The sequence below is a fragment of the Pseudomonas sp. BLCC-B112 genome (genome assembly GCF_028550695.1).
Classification (GTDB): Bacteria; Pseudomonadota; Gammaproteobacteria; order Pseudomonadales; family Pseudomonadaceae; genus Aquipseudomonas; species Aquipseudomonas danubii.
Genome location: NZ_JAQQGK010000008.1, coordinates 77,857 through 95,445 on the forward strand (window position 1 = coordinate 77,857; position 17,589 = coordinate 95,445).

Sequence of the window (17,589 nt, forward strand, 5' to 3'; positions counted from 1 at the left end):
AGTTGGCCCGCCACTCGGCGGTTCAGAGTGCGCTGGTGAATTTCAGCCAGTAGGTCTGGCCTTCAGCGCGATTGCGCACCGCCGATTCATCCTGCCATTTGGCGCTCAGCGACCAGCCCTGTTTGCTGCTGAACTGCACTGCCGGACCGATGGAGAACGAGCGGCCGCGATGGCCGTCGCTGGCCTGCACCTGGGCCGCGGCGGCGCAATCGGTGACGCTGCACTTGTCGTCGCTGATCTGCTGATAGGCGTGCCCGCCGACGCCGATCACCCAACCATTGCCCACGCCCCAGCCGAGGCTGTAGTCGGCGTGCAGCTCGCGCCCGGACTGATAGTGGGTGGCGCGGTTTTCGAAGTTGTAGTCGTGCATCAGGCGCACATCGGCGTTGAACCCCTGGGGGTCGGTGTAGGTCATGGCATACACCGCCTGCACGGTGTAGTAGTGGTTCCCCAGGTTGATCAGGTCGTTCTTGTCGTATTCGCCGCCGCTGGGCAGGACGAAATCGACCCCGAGGGCACTGTGGAATTTGTCGCTGTGATGAAAGCCCAGTACCGGGCCGAGGTGCGCGTCACCGATGCCGCGCTTGTGATCGTGGGGGCCGTTCTGGATGTTCAGGCGTATGTCGTTCAGCGGCAGCAGGGCGTGGAAACCGAGTTGGGCCCCCAGCACCTGTTGCTCGGTGACCCAGACAAAGCGTGGCACCACACTGGTGACGCGCAAATCGATGCGGGCGGTGCGGTGGCCGGCGTCGTCCCGCAGGCTGTCGGCCAGGTAGTTGCCGACGAAGACCTGGGCGTAGGTGCCGGGCGGCGGCAGGATGCCCATGCCGTAGAGTTCGATGCCCATGGGCCAGGAGGAAACGCCGCCTTCGCTGGCTTGGAGCCAGGGGGCGTGGGCGGTCAACAGCAGGCTTGAAGTGAGTGCAAGGGCGCGCAGGCGCGAGGAGGTCGGGTGCATGAGAAGGTCTGCCTTATTGTTATAGGGGGCGCTGGCAGGAGGTGGCTCCTGGCGCGCCGGCTGAGCTTCTCAACTAGCGTGCCAAACCTTTTATTCGAATATTTTCTTTTTGAATCAATAGGATGGATATGTGGCGCGGTCCGCAGGACCGCCGCCCCGGCGAGCGTGTGGCGAGATTTGTTAAGAGAAATCGGCTACCTGCACAAAACTCGTGGCGCCTCAGGGGCTGTTGGCTTCTTGCCCGGCACTCTGGCGGAAGGCGTTGGGCGACTGGCCGCTGAGGCGCTTGAAGAAGCGTGAGAAGTAGGTGGGGTCGCTGAACCCCAGGTTGTCCGACAGCTGGCTGATGCTGATGTTGGTGTAGATCAGGCCGCGCTTGGCTTCCAGCATCAGGCGCTGGTGCAGGATCTGCAGTGCGCTCTGCCCGGCCAGCTCCCGGCACAGGGTGTTGAGGTGCACGCTGGACAGGCCGATGCGGTGGGCCAGGGATTCCACCGTGGGGTGTTGCTGATAGTGGCGCTCCACCAGCTTGATGAAGTGCCCCAACAGCTGCTGATTGCGCTCGCCGCGATTGCTCGGCGGGGTGTTCTGCTGGCCGCGGCGACTGATCCATACCACCAGCACGTTGACCAGCGAGTGCAGCAACAAATCGCGAGCGGCGGCGCTGCCTTCGTATTCATCCATCAGCGCCTTGAACAGGGTGTTGAGGCTGTGGCGGTCGCGGCCCACGGGGTAGCAGCCAGCGCTGGCCAGCACCGCCAGCGGCGCACCCAGTTGCGCTTCCAGCTGGGCTACCAGGGGCGCGCCCAGGGTCAGCACGTAACCCTGAATGTTTTCCGAGAACTGAAAGCCGTGGACCATCAGCGGCGGCACCACCTGGATCGTCGCCTCGCGCACGTCCTGGCGCCGTCCCTCGACCTCCACCAGGGCCTGGCCGCGTTGCACGTAGAGCAGTTGATAGAGGTCGGCGTGACGGTGTGGCTTGATCTCCCAGTGGTGCAGGCTGCTGCGCTTGGGGATGGATTCGCAGTGCAGCAGGTCCGGAGTCGGCCAGGCCTGGTTTTCCCCATAGAGCTTGAACACCGGGATGCTGGAGCGGCTGGCTTTCATCGGACGCGACCTTGGCAAGGGCTTGGCTGGAGTGCTCGATAATCGAACGTTGTTTTCAAAAGTGCATTTTTAGCGTGGCTTATCACCATTTTTCCGCGTTTCTGTCGGCAAAAATGCAGGGGTACAACAATAACCATAAATTCCAGTCTGCGCCTGTCGGCCCACTGGAATGCCCTAATGAGACGACAATAATGAAAACTCAGGTTGCGATTATCGGTGCCGGACCTTCCGGCCTGCTGCTGGGCCAACTGCTGCACAAGGCCGGCATCGACACAGTGATTGTCGAGCGCCAGACCCCGGAATACGTACTCGGCCGCATCCGCGCCGGGGTGCTGGAACAGGGCACGGTGGACATGTTGCGCGAGGCTGGAGTGGCGCAGCGCATGGACGCCGAAGGCCTGGTTCACGAAGGGGTGGAGCTGTTGATGGGCGGCAAGCGCGTGCGCATCGACCTCAAGGCCCTGACCGGGGGCAAGACGGTGATGGTCTACGGCCAGACCGAAGTCACCCGTGACCTGATGGAAGCCCGCGCTGCCAGCGGGGCACCGATCATCTACTCGGCGGACCAGGTGCAGCCCCACGACATGAAGGGCGCGCAGCCCTACATCACCTATGAAAAGGACGGCCAGCAGCACCGCATCGATTGCGACTACATCGCCGGTTGCGATGGTTTTCATGGCGTGGCGCGCAAGAGCATTCCCGAGCAGGTACTGACCCACTATGAGCGCGAGTACCCCTTCGGCTGGCTGGGCCTGCTGTCCGATACCCCGCCGGTCAACCACGAGCTGATCTATGGCCAGCATGAGCGCGGCTTTGTGCTGTGCAGCCAGCGTTCCCTGACCCGCAGCCGCTACTACCTGCAAGTGCCGCTGAGCGACAAGGTCGAAGACTGGTCCGACGAACGTTTCTGGAGCGAACTCAAGGCCCGTCTGCCGGCGGAGGTGGCGGCGGATCTGGTCACCGGGCCGGCGCTGGAGAAAAGCATCGCGCCGCTGCGCAGCTATGTGGTCGAGCCCATGCAGTACGGCAAGCTGTTCCTGGTGGGGGACGCTGCGCACATCGTGCCGCCCACCGGGGCCAAGGGCCTGAATCTTGCGGCTTCCGATGTGTGTTACCTGTACCGGATCTTGGTCAAGGTCTACCGCGAGGGGCGTACCGAACTGCTGGACAAGTACTCCGAGCTGGCTTTGCGCCGGGTGTGGAAGGGCGAGCGTTTCAGCTGGTTCATGACCAACCTGCTGCACGATTTCGGCGAGCACCATGACGCCTGGGAGCACAAGATGCAGCAGGCCGACCGCGAGTATTTCCTCAACTCCCACGCGGGCCTGGTGAACATTGCCGAGAACTATGTGGGCCTGCCGTACGAGGAAATCTGCTGAGCCTTCGGCGTTGGAAGCATCGGCCTTGGAACCGCTCGCGAACGGGGGTGGTTGCGGGGCCGTGTTTGCACATGGGCACGGGCCGAAAGGTATCGGTCAAGAAACATTCCTATTTCTAAATGATATTTATTAGCATTACACTTCGGTCCCCTATTCCTGGCGCACCACCAAGGTGCACTGAATCGACAAGGATCGTTTGTAATGAAAGTCAGCTCCTGCCTGTTCAATTCGCTTCTGCTCAGTGCCGGTGTCGGCCTGCTGGCTCCGCTGGCGCAGGCCGGCGAGGCCTCAGAAGAGGTCAAACCGGCGCCGTTGGAACTGGACACCGCGTTTGTCACCGCTACCGGCGGCGCCACGGACCTCAAGGATGCCCCAGCCAGCGTCAGCGTCATCACCCGTGAGGAAATCGAGCGCCAGCCGGTCTACGACCTCAACACTCTGTTGCGTCGGGTGCCGGGGGTGACCGGTGGTTTCGGCCCGGTGGGCGAGCAGTCGAAGATCAAGCTGCGGGGCCTGGACGACAAGTACACGCTGATTCTGGTGGACGGCAAGCGCGTCGGTAGCTCCGCTGACCTGAGTTATCGTCGTGACCTGGCGCGTCAGGACTTGAACTGGATCTCGCCGAACATGATCGAGCGCATCGAGATCGTCCGTGGGCCGATGTCGTCGCTCTACGGCTCGGACGCCATGGGCGGGGTGATCAACATCATCACCCGCAAGGTCTCGCGGACCTGGACCGGTTCGGCCAGCACCCACATCACCGTGCCCAAGGACTCCGATCGCGGCCAGACCACTCAATACAGCGCGAATGCCTCGGGGCCGTTGACCGAGTCCCTGGGATTACGCCTGGGGGCCAACGTCACGCGTCGGGCAGCGGATGAAGTCGAGGCGCGGCGCGATGCCCAAGGCGATTTCATGTACGACGACGGTGCAGGCGGTTCCAAGAATCAGAGCGTAAATGCGCTGCTGGACTGGCAGATCAACGAAGAACAGAGCTTGTCCTTCGAGGCGGTGCATGGCGTTGAGCGTTCCTGGGCATCAAAGAAAACCTTTGGTGATTGGGGCGATACCATTGGTGGCGCCTTTGGTCCCAGCCGACTGACTCGCGACAGCTACATCCTGTCCCACACCGGCGATTGGAGTTTTGGTACCACGAAGCTCGATGCCTACCTGAACAAGTACCGCAACGATCTGGATATGGGCAAAGCCAACTCCGAGGAGAAGATTGTCGAGGGCAGTCTCAATCTGCCCTTCGAACTGCTGGTGGATCAGCGCCTGACGCTGGGTGGGCAATGGAAGCGTGAAGAACTGACCAACACCAATACCCTCGGCACCGTGCCGGTGGATTACCAAGGTACGCCGGTTAGCGGCTCGACCTTGAAGGGCGATTACTCGGCGGCCTTTATCGAGGATGAACTGTTCCTGCTGGACAACCTGTCCCTGACCCTGGGCAACCGCTTCGACCACAGCGACAAGTACGGCAACCACAACAGTCCGCGGGCTTATGTGGTCTATCACCCGCACCCGGACTGGACCGTGCGTGGGGGTGTTTCCAAGGGCTTTCGTGCGCCGAGCCTGAAGGAGGGCAGTGCGGGAGCAGCGACCGAGTCCGGTGGCCGTGGTTGTGGTTCGTTGCGTCCGTTGGGTTATGTCACCGGCAGTTGCTGGATGGCCGGCAATCCGAACCTGATGCCGGAAACCAGCACCAACAAGGAAATCGGCCTGTCGTTCGATCATGACGGCTGGGAGGCGGGCCTGACCTACTTCCACACCGACTTCACCGACAAGATCGAATACGGCCCGCTGGGCCAGTACCAGGGCCGTTGGTGGACCATGCTGGAAAACGTCGACAAGGCCCGCACCCGTGGTTGGGAAGGCACCGCCCGGGTGCCGTTGGGTGATTCGGTGACGTGGCGCACCAACGCCACCTACATGCTGGAAAGCCGGAACCTGAGCACGGGCGAAGATCTGATCAGCTCACCCAAACTGTCGGCATTCAGCGCGTTGGACTGGCAGATCAATGACCGTTTGAGCACCGAACTGTCGGCGCAGCACGTCGGCAAGCAGCGGGGTCTGAGCAATGATTTCGTGCAGTCCTACACCACCTATGACCTGACGGCGAACCTGGCGTTGACCAAATGGCTGACGTTGAACGGTGGGGTACAGAACCTGATGGACAAGGACCTGCGGGACGGATCGACCAACTTCTACGTGCCCGGACGGGCGTTCTTCGCGGGGGCGACCACTTACTTCTGAGGCCGCTGGATGTAGCGGGGGAATCAGCCCCATTGCCAGGCAATGGGGCTGAAGGGGATCACACGTTGAAGCGGAAGTGCATCACGTCGCCGTCCTTGACGATGTATTCCTTGCCTTCCAGGCGCCATTTACCGGCTTCCTTGGCACCGGCTTCACCCTTGAACTGGATGAAGTCGTTGTAGGCGATGACCTCGGCACGGATGAAGCCTTTTTCGAAGTCGGTGTGGATCACGGCGGCCGCTTGTGGCGCGGTGGCGCCGACACGTACGGTCCAGGCACGAACTTCCTTCACACCTGCGGTGAAGTAGGTCTGCAGGTTGAGCATTTCGTAGCCGGCGCGGATCACCCGGTTCAGGCCAGGCTCTTCCAGGCCCAGGGCCTCGAGGAACATGTCCTTTTCTTCGCCGTCTTCAAGCTCGGCGATTTCCGCTTCGATCTTGTTGCACACCGGCACCACGATCGCGCCTTCTTCTTCGGCGATGGCCTTGACCACGTCCAGCAGCGGGTTGTTCTCGAAGCCGTCTTCGGCAACGTTGGCGATGTACATCACCGGCTTGGTGGTCAGCAGGTGGAAGCCGCGGATGATCAGCTTCTCGTCGGCGCTCATGTCCTTCATCAGGCTACGGGCCGGCTTGCCTTCGGTGAAGTGGGCGATCAACTGCTCCAGCAGGGCTTTCTGGGCCACGGCATCCTTGTCACCGCCCTTGGCGTTGCGGGCGACTTTCTGCAGCTGTTTTTCGCAGCTGTCGAGGTCGGCAAAGATCAGTTCCAGATCGATGATCTCGATGTCGCGCTTGGGATCGACGCTGTTGGACACGTGGATCACGTTGTCGTCTTCGAAGCAGCGGACCACGTGGGCGATGGCATCGGTTTCGCGGATGTTGGCCAGGAACTTGTTACCCAGGCCTTCACCTTTCGAGGCACCGGCCACCAGGCCGGCGATGTCGACGAACTCCATGGTGGTCGGCAGCACGCGCTCCGGCACGACGATCGCCGCCAGGGCGTCCAGGCGCGGGTCGGGCATCGGCACGATGCCGCTGTTGGGCTCGATGGTGCAGAAGGGGAAGTTCTCGGCCGCGATCCCGGATTTGGTCAGGGCGTTGAACAGGGTGGACTTGCCGACGTTAGGCAGGCCGACGATGCCGCAATTGAATCCCATGGTGTATTCCCCGAGGAGTAGAGTCAGGCCTTCTGGCTGTGCAGGTTTTTCATCGCGCGGTTCCATTCACCGGCGAAGATATCCGGCAGCACGCCGAGGGCAAAATCGATGCTGGCATCGAGTTTTTCCTGTTCGGCGCGTGGCGCACGACCCAGGACAAAGTTTGAAACCATACTGGCAACACCCGGGTGGCCAATGCCGAGCCGCAGGCGGTGAAAGGTATTCTGATTGCCGAGCTGCGCGATGATGTCCCGCAGTCCGTTGTGACCGCCATGCCCGCCGCCGGTCTTGAGCTTGGCAACGCCGGGTGGCAAGTCGAGTTCGTCGTGGGCCACCAGGATCTCTTCCGGGTTGATGCGAAAGAAGCCGGCAAGCGCCGCCACGGCCTGGCCGCTGCGGTTCATGTAGGTGGTGGGAATCAACAGACGAATGTCCTGACCCTGGTGACTGAAGCGCCCGGTCAGGCCGAAATATTTGCGATCGGCGACAAGGCTGACACCTTGTTTCTCGGCGATGCGCTCAACAAAAAGGGCCCCTGCGTTATGCCGGGTCTGTTCGTATTCGGCGCCTGGATTACCCAGGCCAACGATCAGTTTGATGGCAGTCACGATAGGGGCCCTTCTTTGGAGTGGTGGATAACATCGCCGCAACCGGTGCTACGGCGAAAGGGGACGACAAGAGCTTGGTTGCCTTGCGGCAAACTTCGCGTTCTCGCCCGCTTTCTCGCTACGTTCCAGTCCGCGATGTGTTCCGCTCAACTCCGGCGTCAGAGTGAATTACTCTGCTGCGCCTTCTTCTTTCTCAGAAGCAACACGTGGTGCGTAGACGTTGGCGACTGCCAGGTCGTTGCCGTGTGCCAGAGCAACAAACTCAACGCCTTTAGGAGCGGTGAGGTTGGACAGGTGGATCACGGTGCCGATGTCGGTCTCAGCCATGTCGACTTCGATGAACTCAGGCAGGTCTTTCGGCAGGCAGGAAACTTCGATCTCGGTGGCTGCGCGGAAGATCTCGCCGCCTTTCTTGATCGGTGCAGCTTCGTTGATCAGGTGCACTGGAACCATGGCGGTCAGTTTCTGACCAGCAACTACGCGAACGAAGTCAGCGTGCATCACGTGGCCTTTGGCCGGGTGACGTTGCAGGGCCTTGATCACGACGTTCTGCTTGGTGCCACCAACGTTCAGTTCGATGATGTGGCTGTAGGCAGCTTCGTTTTCCAGCAGCTTGGCCACTTCTTTGGCCAGCATGCTGATGGATTCAGGGGCTTTGTCGCCACCGTAAACTACAGCTGGAACCAGGCTTGCGAGACGACGCAGGCGGCGGCTCGCACCTTTCCCCAGGTCGGAACGCAGTTCAGCATTCAGAGTAAAATCGTTCATGTTGTATCTCCAAAATAACCACACTCGCCCCAGCGTTTGCGACCAGCGCTAAAGGCGATATGGGCAAAAAAGCCCCGTCCCAACACAGGTTGGGACGGGGCGCTTTTCGTCATCGGGATGTTTTGCCAGGGACTAGCCCTTAGCGGAACATCGCGCTGATCGATTCTTCATTGCTGATGCGGCGGACCGCCTCGGCAACTACCGGTGCGATATCCAGTTGGCGGATACGCGCACAGGCTTGTGCTGCAGCGGACAGCGGGATGGTGTTGGTCACCACCAGCTCGTCCAGCACGGAATTTTCAATGTTCTCGATGGCTCGACCCGACAGCACAGGGTGTGTGCAGTAGGCAAAGACCTTGGCTGCGCCATGCTCTTTCAGGGCCTTGGCCGCGTGGCACAGGGTGCCGGCGGTATCGACCATGTCATCGACCAAAATGCAGGTGCGTCCTTCGACGTCGCCGATGATATGCATCACTTCGGAGTGATTGGCTTTCTCACGACGCTTGTCGATGATCCCGAGATCCACGCCCAGCGACTTGGCCACGGCACGTGCACGCACGACGCCGCCAATGTCCGGGGACACGATCATCAGGTTTTCGAAACGCTGGTCTTCGATGTCATCCACCAGAACCGGGGAGCCGTAGATGTTATCTACCGGGATATCGAAGAAACCCTGAATCTGGTCAGCATGCAGATCAACCGTGAGAACACGGTCGATGCCGACTACGGTGAGCATGTCAGCCACGACTTTCGCGCTGATAGCCACACGTGCGGAACGCGGACGGCGATCCTGACGGGCATAACCAAAATAAGGAATAACAGCAGTGATACGAGTCGCTGAGGAGCGGCGGAAGGCATCAGCCATCACGACGAGTTCCATCAGGTTATCGTTGGTCGGAGCGCAAGTCGGCTGAATAATGAAGACGTCTTTACCGCGGACATTTTCATTGATCTCGGCAGTAATTTCGCCGTCGGAGAATTTTCCAACAGAGATGTCACCGAGAGGGATATGCAGCTGACGTACTACACGCCGAGCCAGATCGGGGTTAGCGTTCCCCGTAAAGACCATCATCTTGGACACGCGCAGTACCTGAAGGCTGAGGGTATACCTGGATGAGTATAAGGAAAATGGCAGGGGCGGCTGGATTCGAACCAACGCATGGCAGGATCAAAACCTGCTGCCTTACCGCTTGGCGACGCCCCTGTATCTGTTGCTTCGAGTACCTGATACTCGATTCCTTTAGAGCAGACCTTGCAGCTTGCGATGCAACATCGAAACGTTGCTTCCTTTTGCTACAAACCCTGTAAGGGTCTCTGTAAGAAGGGCCGAGACTTTATCAGCTTCAGCTTTGCTTGGGAAGCCCCCAAACACACAACTTCCAGTTCCAGTCAGTTTTGCTTCGGTAAATTTACCTAGCAAATTCAATGCGTTACGTACTTCTGGATAACGCCTTGCGACTACCGGAAGGCAGTCATTTCTGCTGTTTCCCTTGGGAACGGGGCGCACTTTAATGGGCGGAGTGTCACGTGTCAACAGCGGATCGGAAAAAATTTCTGCTGTACTTACAGACACTTGCGGGACCAGCACCAGGTACCAGGGTTCTTCGGGGTATTCGGGGGTGAGTTTTTCACCCACGCCCTCAGCGAACGCAGCGTGCCCACGTACGAAAACTGGAACGTCGGCCCCCAGGGTCAGCCCCAATGCAGCCAGTCGATCTTCATCCCAGCCCAGTTGCCAGAGATGATTGAGGCCCAGCAGGGTAGTGGCGGCATTGGAACTGCCGCCGCCGATGCCGCCGCCCATGGGCAGGATCTTGTCGATCCAGATATCGATGCCCTGGGTGCAGCCGGACTGTTCCTGGAGCTTTTTCGCCGCCTTGACGATCAGATTGCTGTCGTGAGGCACGCCGTCGAACTCGGTGTGCAGGCGAATCTCTGCGTCATCGCGGAGAGCGAAGGTGATTTCATCGCCATAGTCGAGAAATTGAAACAGCGTCTGCAACTCGTGGTAGCCGTCTTCACGGCGACCCAGAATGTGCAGCATCAGATTAAGTTTGGCCGGGGAGGGCAGGGTCAGCTTTTCCAGGGACATGTCATTGCCCCAGCTTGCGTGGCAGCCATTCCTTGATCACCAGGGTGACGTCAAGGTTGCTGCCATGCAGTTTGATGCGCTCGGGCAGCCAGTAGCCGTTCTGTTCGGAGTAACTGCTGTATTCCACTTGCCAGCCATCCTGTTCCAGGCTCGCCAGGTGGCTGTCGCCATCCAGGGTCAGGCGGCTTTTGCTGTCTGGGGCAGGCAGACCGCGAACCCACCAGGCCAGGTGGGAGACCGGCAGTTTCCAGCCCATCTGCTCTTCAAGCAGAGTTTCCGGGCTGGCCGCTTCGTAACGACCCTGATTGGCCACTTCCAGGCTGACCTGGCCGGGGCGACCGGTCAGGCGTGCAGCACCACGACCCAGCGGACCGGACAGGCGAATGTCGTAATAGTCCTGGCGTTGCAGCCAGAACAGCGTGCCGCTGCCGGAATCCTTGGGCGCGCGAATACCGATTTTGCCGTTGATCTGCCAGCCATCGAGGCCGGTCAGCAGTTCCTTGTGCTGACGCCATTGGGCAGCGTTGCCCTGGCCCTGGACTGACTCGCGGGCGCCAAAACCGGCACAGCCGGCAAGCAGGGCGATAAGGCTGAAAACAATTACGTGGCGCAAAAACATAGTCTTAAAGAGTCTCTGATCCGGTCAGGCGTTTGATGGTGTCGCGCAATACGGGGCTATCGGGCTGATCCTTGATGAACTTGCTCCAGATCTGTTTGGCCTCGCGCTGCTTGCCGTTGTTCCACAGCACTTCGCCCAGATGCGCCGCGACTTCCTGGTCGGGGAAGCGCTCAAGGGCCTGGCGCAGCAGGCGTTCGGCCTCCTCGAGGTTGCCCAGGCGGAAGTTTACCCAGCCCAGGCTGTCCAGCACCGCCGGGTCTTCCGGGGTCAGTTGGTGGGCTTGCTCGATCAGTGCCTTGGCTTCGGTGTAGCGGGTCGTGCGGTCCGACAAGGTGTAGCCCAGGGCATTCAAGGCCATGGCGTTATCCGGCTCGCGCTGGATGATCAGGCGCAGGTCTTTTTCCAGCTGTGCCAGGTCATTGCGTTTTTCCGCCTGCATGGCACGGGTATAGAGCAGGTTCACGTCATCGGGATACTGTTGCAGCGCCTGCTGAATAACGTTCCAGGCGCGATCGCCGTGATTGTTCGCCGACAGGGTTTCGACTTCGACCAGATACAGCTGGATGGCGTAGTCGGGCTGGGCATCGCGGGCTGCCACCAGGCGCTTTTGCGCCTCGTCGGTACGGCCGTTGTTCATCAGGATATCGGCCTGACGCAGTTGCGCTGGCAGGTAATCGTTACCCGGTCCGACCTGGGCGTATTCGATCAGGGCCCCTTGCGGATCATTGAGTTCTTCGGCGATTCGTCCCAGGTTCAGGTGTGCGGAGTCTTCGTGGCTTTCCCGGGCGATCAGGTCTTCCAGGTAACCCTTGGCCTCTTCCCAGGCCTTGGCCTCCAGGCACACCAGCGCCAGTGAATAGCGCAGTTCATCGTCTTCCGGGTACTGCTGGACCAGGCTGGAGAACTGGGTCTTGGCGTCCTCCATGCGGTCCTGTTCTACCAGCATGCGGGCGTAGGTCAGGCGCAGACGCTTGTCGTCCGGGTATTTGCGGATGCTTTTTTCCAGCAGCGGCAGGGCTTCCTTGCCGCGGCTCAGGCTCTGCAGCAGACGGGCGCGCAACAACAGCGGCGCCACCTCGCCGTCTTCCGGCGGATTCTGCTCCAGCAAGCTCAGGGCATCCTTGGCGTCGCCATCCTGCTGCATCAACAGGGCCTTGCCGAAGATCAGTTGACTGTTGTGCGGGTGCTTCTGCAGCAGGCGATCGAAGCTTTTCATCAGGCCATTGCGGGTGTCCTGGTCGGTATCGGCAGCCGACAGCGCAAGAAAGTCGAAATGGGTGTCGCCCTTGCCCTGCAGAACTTTCTCCATATAGAGCATGGAGTCGTCATAACGACCGGCGCGGGCCAGCTGGATGGCGGCAGCCCGTTGTGCTTCCAGATCGTCTGGAGCGTTCTTGGCCCAGATCAGCGAAGTGTCCAGGGCTGCCTGGTCGGCTCCCAGGTACTCGGCAATGCGAAAGGCGCGCTCGGAGATGCCCGGATCCTGGGTGTTGATGGCCTGGGTCACGTAGTTGTCCAGGGCAATGTCGAAACGATTGCGCTGGCCCGCCAGTTCAGCGCTCAGCAGGCTGAAGATGGTGTCTTCGCTGAACGATGAATAGACCTTGGGCTTTTCAGGGGCGGGGGTGCTGTCTTCCACCGGCGACGTAGCGTCCGATGAAACGGGGGCCAGTGACTGGCAACCACTGAGGAAGACAAAGGCGAGGAGCAACGCGGAAGATCTATTCATATAGGAAGAGGGCGACTAACCTGCGGTCGGATCATCATGACACAAGCCTTCGGTCAAACATAACCGAGACTCAACGGGATGCCAGAACAGAGGCAGTCTATTAGGACAATAGTCGGCGGTAGTTGTTCTGCGTCGGTCGAAGTAGGACAATTGCCGGCTTCTCGACATCATCAGCGACCTTGAATGGCCTTCCTTGCACTCGGTATTAACCACAAGACTGCTTCTGTAGACGTCCGCGAGCGCGTGGCCTTTACCCCTGAGCAGTTGGTTGAGGCCTTGCAGCAGCTCTGCCGACTCACCGACAGCCGCGAAGCTGCGATCCTCTCCACCTGCAATCGCAGTGAGCTTTATGTAGAACAGGATCATCTTTCTGCGGATGTGGTGCTGCGCTGGCTGGCGGAATATCACCACCTGAGCCTAGACGAGCTTCGTGCCAGTGCCTATGTGCATGAAGATGATGCGGCAGTTCGTCACATGATGCGGGTGGCGTCGGGGCTGGATTCGCTGGTGCTGGGCGAGCCGCAGATTCTCGGGCAGATGAAGTCCGCCTACGCCGTGGCCCGTGAGGCCGGCACCGTCGGCCCGCTGCTGGGCCGGCTGTTCCAGGCTACCTTCAGTGCCGCCAAGCAAGTACGCACCGATACTGCCATTGGTGAGAACCCGGTGTCCGTGGCCTTTGCTGCGGTGAGCCTGGCGAAACAGATTTTCAGCGATCTGCAGCGCAGTCAGGCGTTGCTGATCGGTGCCGGCGAGACCATTACCCTGGTGGCCCGCCATCTGCACGACCTTGGGGTCAAGCGCATCGTCGTGGCCAACCGCACCCTGGAGCGGGCCAGCCTCCTGGCCGAGCAGTTCGGCGCGCACGCGGTGCTGTTGTCGGACATTCCCCAAGAGCTGGTGCACAGCGATATCGTGATCAGTTCCACTGCCAGCCAGTTGCCGATCCTTGGCAAGGGGGCGGTGGAAAGCGCGCTGAAGCTGCGTAAGCACAAGCCGATTTTCATGGTGGATATCGCCGTTCCCCGGGATATCGAACCTGAAGTCGGCGAATTGGACGACGTTTACCTCTACACCGTCGATGACCTGCACGAAGTGGTCGCGGAAAACCTCAAGAGCCGTCAGGGCGCGGCCCAGGCAGCCGAGGAGCTGGTGAACATCGGCGCCGAGGATTTCATGGTGCGCCTGCGTGAATTGGCGGCGGTTGATGTGCTCAAGGCCTATCGTCAGCAGAGCGAGCGCCTGCGTGATGAAGAACTGCAGAAGGCTCTGCGCCTGCTGAGCAATGGCTCCAGCGCCGAGGATGTACTGGCCCAACTGGCCCGTGGCCTGACCAACAAACTGCTGCACGCGCCGAGCGTGCAGCTGAAAAAGCTGTCCGCCGAAGGCCGCCTCGATGCGTTGGCCATGGCTCAAGAACTCTTTGCCCTCGGTGAGGGCTCATCGGATAAAACCCCGTAATGAAAGCGTCACTGCTCAGTAAGCTGGACATTCTCCAGGATCGTTTCGAGGAACTGACCGCCTTGCTCGGCGATGCTGAGGTCATTTCCGATCAGGCCAAGTTCCGCGCCTATTCCAAGGAATACGCGGAAGTCGAGCCGATCGTCGCCTCCTACAAACAGGTGCTCAAGGTCCAGGCCGACCTCGAGGGTGCCCAGGCGCTGCTCAAGGACAATGACCCGGACCTGCGGGAAATGGCCGCCGAGGAAGTGCGCGAGGCCAAGGAGCAATTGGCCGAGCTGGAAAGCGCCTTGCAACGCATGCTGCTGCCCAAGGACCCCAACGACGGGCGTAACGTGTTCCTGGAAATCCGCGCCGGCACCGGCGGTGACGAAGCGGCGATCTTTTCCGGCGACCTGTTCCGCATGTATTCGCGCTACGCCGAGCGGCGTGGCTGGCGGCTGGAGATCCTCTCGGAAAACGAGGGTGAGCACGGCGGCTATAAAGAAGTCATTGCCCGGGTCGAAGGCGAGAACGTCTACGGCAAGCTCAAGTTCGAGTCCGGCGCGCACCGTGTGCAGCGGGTACCGGCCACCGAATCACAGGGTCGCATCCACACCTCGGCGTGCACCGTGGCGGTGCTGCCCGAGCCGGACGAACAGGAAGCCATCGAGATCAACCCGGCGGACCTGCGCATCGATACCTACCGCTCTTCGGGCGCCGGCGGTCAGCACGTGAACAAGACCGACTCGGCGATCCGCATCACCCACATTCCTTCGGGCATCGTGGTGGAGTGTCAGGAAGAGCGCTCCCAGCACAAGAACCGGGCCCGGGCCATGTCCTGGCTGTCGGCCAAGCTCAACGACCAGCAGACCAGCGCCGCGGCCAATGCCATCGCCAGCGAGCGCAAGCTGCTGGTGGGCTCGGGGGATCGCTCCGAGCGTATTCGTACCTACAATTTCCCTCAGGGCCGGGTCACCGATCACCGGATCAACCTGACCCTGTATTCCCTGGACGAAATCCTCGCCGGGGGCGTCGAGGCCGTGATTGAACCGCTGCTGGCTGAGTATCAGGCCGATCAACTTGCGGCATTGGGTGAGTAAATGACCATCATCGCCAGCCTGCTGCGCGCAGCCCAATTACCCGATTCGCCGACGCCGCGCCTGGATGCCGAACTGCTCCTGGCAGCGGCCCTGGGCAAGCCGCGGAGTTTTCTCCATACCTGGCCTGAGCGCATCGTGCCCAGCGAGGCCGTGTTGCTGTTCACTGAATACCTGCAACGACGCCGTTCCGGCGAACCGGTGGCCTACATCCTCGGCCAGCAGGGCTTCTGGAAACTGGATCTTGAAGTGGCACCGCACACCCTGATCCCGCGTCCCGACACGGAGCTGCTGGTGGAGGCGGCGTTGGAACTGCTGCCAGCGACTCCGGCCAAGGTCCTCGACCTGGGGACCGGCAGCGGCGCCATCGCCCTGGCCTTGGCCAGCGAACGTCCAGCCTGGAAGGTTACGGCCGTGGACCGGGTGCTGGAGGCCGTGGCCCTGGCCGAGCGCAACCGCCAGCGCCTGCAACTGGACAACGTCACCGTGCTCAGCAGCCACTGGTTCAGCGCCGTCGAGTCCCAGCGCTTCCAGTTGATCGTCAGCAACCCTCCTTATATTGCCGAGGCCGATCCCCATCTGGTGGCCGGCGATGTGCGGTTCGAACCCGAAAGTGCCCTGGTGGCGGGCAAGGATGGCCTGGACGACCTGCGCCTGATCGTCACCCAGGCTCCGCAACATCTGGAAGGCGGCGGCTGGCTGATGCTGGAGCACGGCTACGACCAGGCAGCAGCCGTGCGTGAATTGTTGACGGCCCAGGGTTTTATCGAGGTCCACAGTCGCGTCGACCTGGGTGGGCATGAGCGCATCAGCCTTGGGTGTTTGCCGTGCTGACGGATCAGGAGCTGCTGCGTTATAGCCGGCAGATTCTGTTGCAGCACGTCGATATCGACGGCCAACTGCGCCTCAAGCAAAGCCGGGTACTGATCGTCGGTCTCGGCGGCCTGGGTGCCCCCGCAGCCTTGTACCTGGCCGCTGCCGGTATCGGTGAACTGCACCTGGCGGACTTCGACACGGTGGATGTGACCAATCTGCAACGCCAGATCATTCATGACAGCGCCAGTGTCGGGGTCAGCAAGGTGGACTCGGCCATCAGCCGGCTGTCCGCCCTCAATCCGGAAATCCGCCTGGTGCCTCACCCCGTGGCACTGGATGAAGACACCTTGGCCGCTGCGGTGGCTGCGGTGGATCTGGTCCTCGATTGCTCTGACAACTTCGGCACTCGCGAGGCGGTGAACGCTGCCTGCGTGGCCGCCGGCAAGCCTCTGGTCAGCGGCGCGGCCATTCGCCTGGAAGGGCAGTTGTCGGTGTTCGACCCGCGGCGCCCGGAAAGCCCTTGCTACCACTGCTTGTACGGGCATGGCAGCGAAGCCGAGCTGACCTGTAGTGAAGCCGGGGTACTTGGCCCGCTGGTGGGCACAGTGGGCAGTCTGCAAGCGCTGGAAGCCCTGAAGCTGCTGGCCGGATTTGGTGAGCCTCTGGTGGGCCGATTGTTACTGATCGATGCCCTGGGCACGCGTTTCCGTGAGCTGCGGGTCAAGCGCGATCCGGGCTGCACCGTTTGTGGTAGTCGCCATGGGTGAGGCTCCGGTAGCAGTCTTCGATTCCGGCGTCGGCGGCCTCTCGGTGCTGGCGGAAATACAGCAACTGCTGCCTCAAGAGTCGCTGCTCTACCTGGGGGACTGCGGTTATATCCCCTACGGTGAAAAGACTCCCGAGTTCATTCGCCAGCGTTGTGCTCTGATGGCGCGCTTCTTCCGCGAGCAGGGCGCCAAGGCACTGGTACTGGCCTGTAACACGGCGACCGTGGCCGCGGTGGCCGAGCTGCGCCGGGACTTCCCGGACTGGCCCATCGTCGGCATGGAACCTGCGGTCAAGCCCGCAGCGGCCGCGACCCGCAGCGGCGTGGTCGGCGTGCTGGCGACCACCGGCACCTTGCAGAGCGCCAAGTTCGCCGCCTTGCTCGATCGCTTTGCCGCTGATGTGAAGGTGGTCACCCAGCCCTGCCCCGGCTTGGTGGAAATGATCGAAAACGGCGACCTCAACAGCAGCGCCCTGTGCCAGCTGTTGCAGGGCTATGTCGAACCGCTGCTGGCCGCCGGTTGCGACACCATCATCCTGGGCTGCACCCATTACCCGTTTCTCAAGCCGGTGCTGGTGCAGATGCTGCCTGCCCACATCAGCCTGATCGACACCGGTGCGGCGGTTGCCCGGCAGTTGCAGCGCCTGCTTGACGAGAGTGACCTGCGTGCGCGAGGAGTCGCCCGTGAGGCGCGCTTCTGGACCAGTGGCGATGTCACGCACTTTGCCCAGGTGCTTCCTCTGCTGTGGAAAAGTCCTGGTAGCGTTCAGCGTTTCGAGTCGTGAAAAAAAC

At 61.1% G+C, this 17,589-nt stretch carries 16 protein-coding genes and 1 tRNA gene; 7 read left to right on the top strand and 10 right to left on the bottom strand.

Annotated features, from left to right (window positions below; genetic code table 11):
* Window positions 1-22 precede the first annotated feature (22 nt).
* Entirely contained in the window at window positions 23-958 is a 936-nt protein-coding gene (locus PQT43_RS21255; protein WP_267268895.1) for a SphA family protein, read from the bottom strand.
* 219 nt (window positions 959-1,177) lie between these two features.
* Window positions 1,178-2,068 (bottom strand): helix-turn-helix domain-containing protein, encoded by an 891-nt coding sequence (locus tag PQT43_RS21260; protein WP_267268894.1) that lies wholly within the window; start codon window positions 2,066-2,068, stop codon window positions 1,178-1,180.
* A gap of 191 nt (window positions 2,069-2,259) precedes the next feature.
* Here PQT43_RS21260 and pobA point away from each other — a divergent pair, with 191 nt between their 5' ends.
* Window positions 2,260-3,447 (top strand): 4-hydroxybenzoate 3-monooxygenase, encoded by a 1,188-nt coding sequence (gene pobA / locus PQT43_RS21265; protein ID WP_102880917.1) that lies wholly within the window; start codon window positions 2,260-2,262, stop codon window positions 3,445-3,447.
* A gap of 201 nt (window positions 3,448-3,648) precedes the next feature.
* The gene (locus PQT43_RS21270; RefSeq protein ID WP_267268893.1) at window positions 3,649-5,703 is read left to right on the top strand and encodes a TonB-dependent receptor domain-containing protein; all 2,055 of its coding nucleotides are present in this window, start codon (window positions 3,649-3,651) and stop codon (window positions 5,701-5,703) included.
* Window positions 5,704-5,761: 58 nt separating this feature from the next.
* On the opposite strand, the gene ychF is transcribed toward PQT43_RS21270, so the two are convergent.
* From ychF to PQT43_RS21310, 8 genes are all read right to left on the bottom strand, one after another.
* Window positions 5,762-6,862, bottom strand: a complete 1,101-nt coding sequence (ychF, locus tag PQT43_RS21275; protein WP_102880915.1) for a redox-regulated ATPase YchF — start codon at window positions 6,860-6,862, stop codon at window positions 5,762-5,764.
* 23 nt (window positions 6,863-6,885) lie between these two features.
* Complete coding sequence (gene pth / locus PQT43_RS21280; protein ID WP_213665938.1) at window positions 6,886-7,470, bottom strand: aminoacyl-tRNA hydrolase; 585 nt, start codon at window positions 7,468-7,470, stop codon at window positions 6,886-6,888.
* A gap of 168 nt (window positions 7,471-7,638) precedes the next feature.
* Window positions 7,639-8,238 (bottom strand): 50S ribosomal protein L25/general stress protein Ctc, encoded by a 600-nt coding sequence (locus tag PQT43_RS21285; RefSeq protein ID WP_102880913.1) that lies wholly within the window; start codon window positions 8,236-8,238, stop codon window positions 7,639-7,641.
* A gap of 139 nt (window positions 8,239-8,377) precedes the next feature.
* Window positions 8,378-9,319 (bottom strand): ribose-phosphate pyrophosphokinase, encoded by a 942-nt coding sequence (locus PQT43_RS21290; protein ID WP_003171603.1) that lies wholly within the window; start codon window positions 9,317-9,319, stop codon window positions 8,378-8,380.
* Window positions 9,320-9,367: 48 nt separating this feature from the next.
* Window positions 9,368-9,442: transfer RNA gene (locus PQT43_RS21295), tRNA-Gln, on the bottom strand.
* 36 nt (window positions 9,443-9,478) lie between these two features.
* On the bottom strand, window positions 9,479-10,330 hold the full coding sequence (ispE, locus tag PQT43_RS21300) for a 4-(cytidine 5'-diphospho)-2-C-methyl-D-erythritol kinase (RefSeq protein ID WP_102880912.1): 852 nt from the start codon (window positions 10,328-10,330) through the stop codon (window positions 9,479-9,481).
* Window position 10,331: 1 nt separating this feature from the next.
* Window positions 10,332-10,949: a lipoprotein insertase outer membrane protein LolB gene (lolB, locus tag PQT43_RS21305; RefSeq protein WP_170001508.1), complete on the bottom strand. Its 618-nt coding sequence runs from the start codon at window positions 10,947-10,949 to the stop codon at window positions 10,332-10,334.
* Window positions 10,950-10,953: 4 nt separating this feature from the next.
* Window positions 10,954-12,678: a tetratricopeptide repeat protein gene (locus PQT43_RS21310; RefSeq protein WP_267268892.1), complete on the bottom strand. Its 1,725-nt coding sequence runs from the start codon at window positions 12,676-12,678 to the stop codon at window positions 10,954-10,956.
* Between the two features lie 183 nt (window positions 12,679-12,861).
* Here PQT43_RS21310 and hemA point away from each other — a divergent pair, with 183 nt between their 5' ends.
* Genes hemA through murI form a run of 5 tightly spaced genes read left to right on the top strand, consistent with a single transcriptional unit; the run spans window position 12,862 to window position 17,582 of the window.
* A complete protein-coding gene (gene hemA, locus PQT43_RS21315) occupies window positions 12,862-14,136 on the top strand; it encodes a glutamyl-tRNA reductase (protein WP_102880910.1) in 1,275 nt (424 codons plus the stop codon).
* On the top strand, window positions 14,136-15,218 hold the full coding sequence (gene prfA, locus PQT43_RS21320; protein WP_102860257.1) for a peptide chain release factor 1: 1,083 nt from the start codon (window positions 14,136-14,138) through the stop codon (window positions 15,216-15,218). The genes hemA and prfA overlap by 1 nt, the downstream gene beginning before the upstream one ends.
* Entirely contained in the window at window positions 15,219-16,049 is an 831-nt protein-coding gene (gene prmC, locus PQT43_RS21325; protein WP_110596332.1) for a peptide chain release factor N(5)-glutamine methyltransferase, read from the top strand.
* Entirely contained in the window at window positions 16,043-16,798 is a 756-nt protein-coding gene (locus tag PQT43_RS21330; RefSeq protein WP_267268891.1) for a molybdopterin-synthase adenylyltransferase MoeB, read from the top strand. The genes prmC and PQT43_RS21330 overlap by 7 nt, the downstream gene beginning before the upstream one ends.
* The gene (gene murI / locus PQT43_RS21335; RefSeq protein ID WP_110596333.1) at window positions 16,791-17,582 is read left to right on the top strand and encodes a glutamate racemase; all 792 of its coding nucleotides are present in this window, start codon (window positions 16,791-16,793) and stop codon (window positions 17,580-17,582) included. Before PQT43_RS21330 ends, murI begins: the two co-directional genes overlap by 8 nt.
* Window positions 17,583-17,589 lie beyond the last annotated feature (7 nt).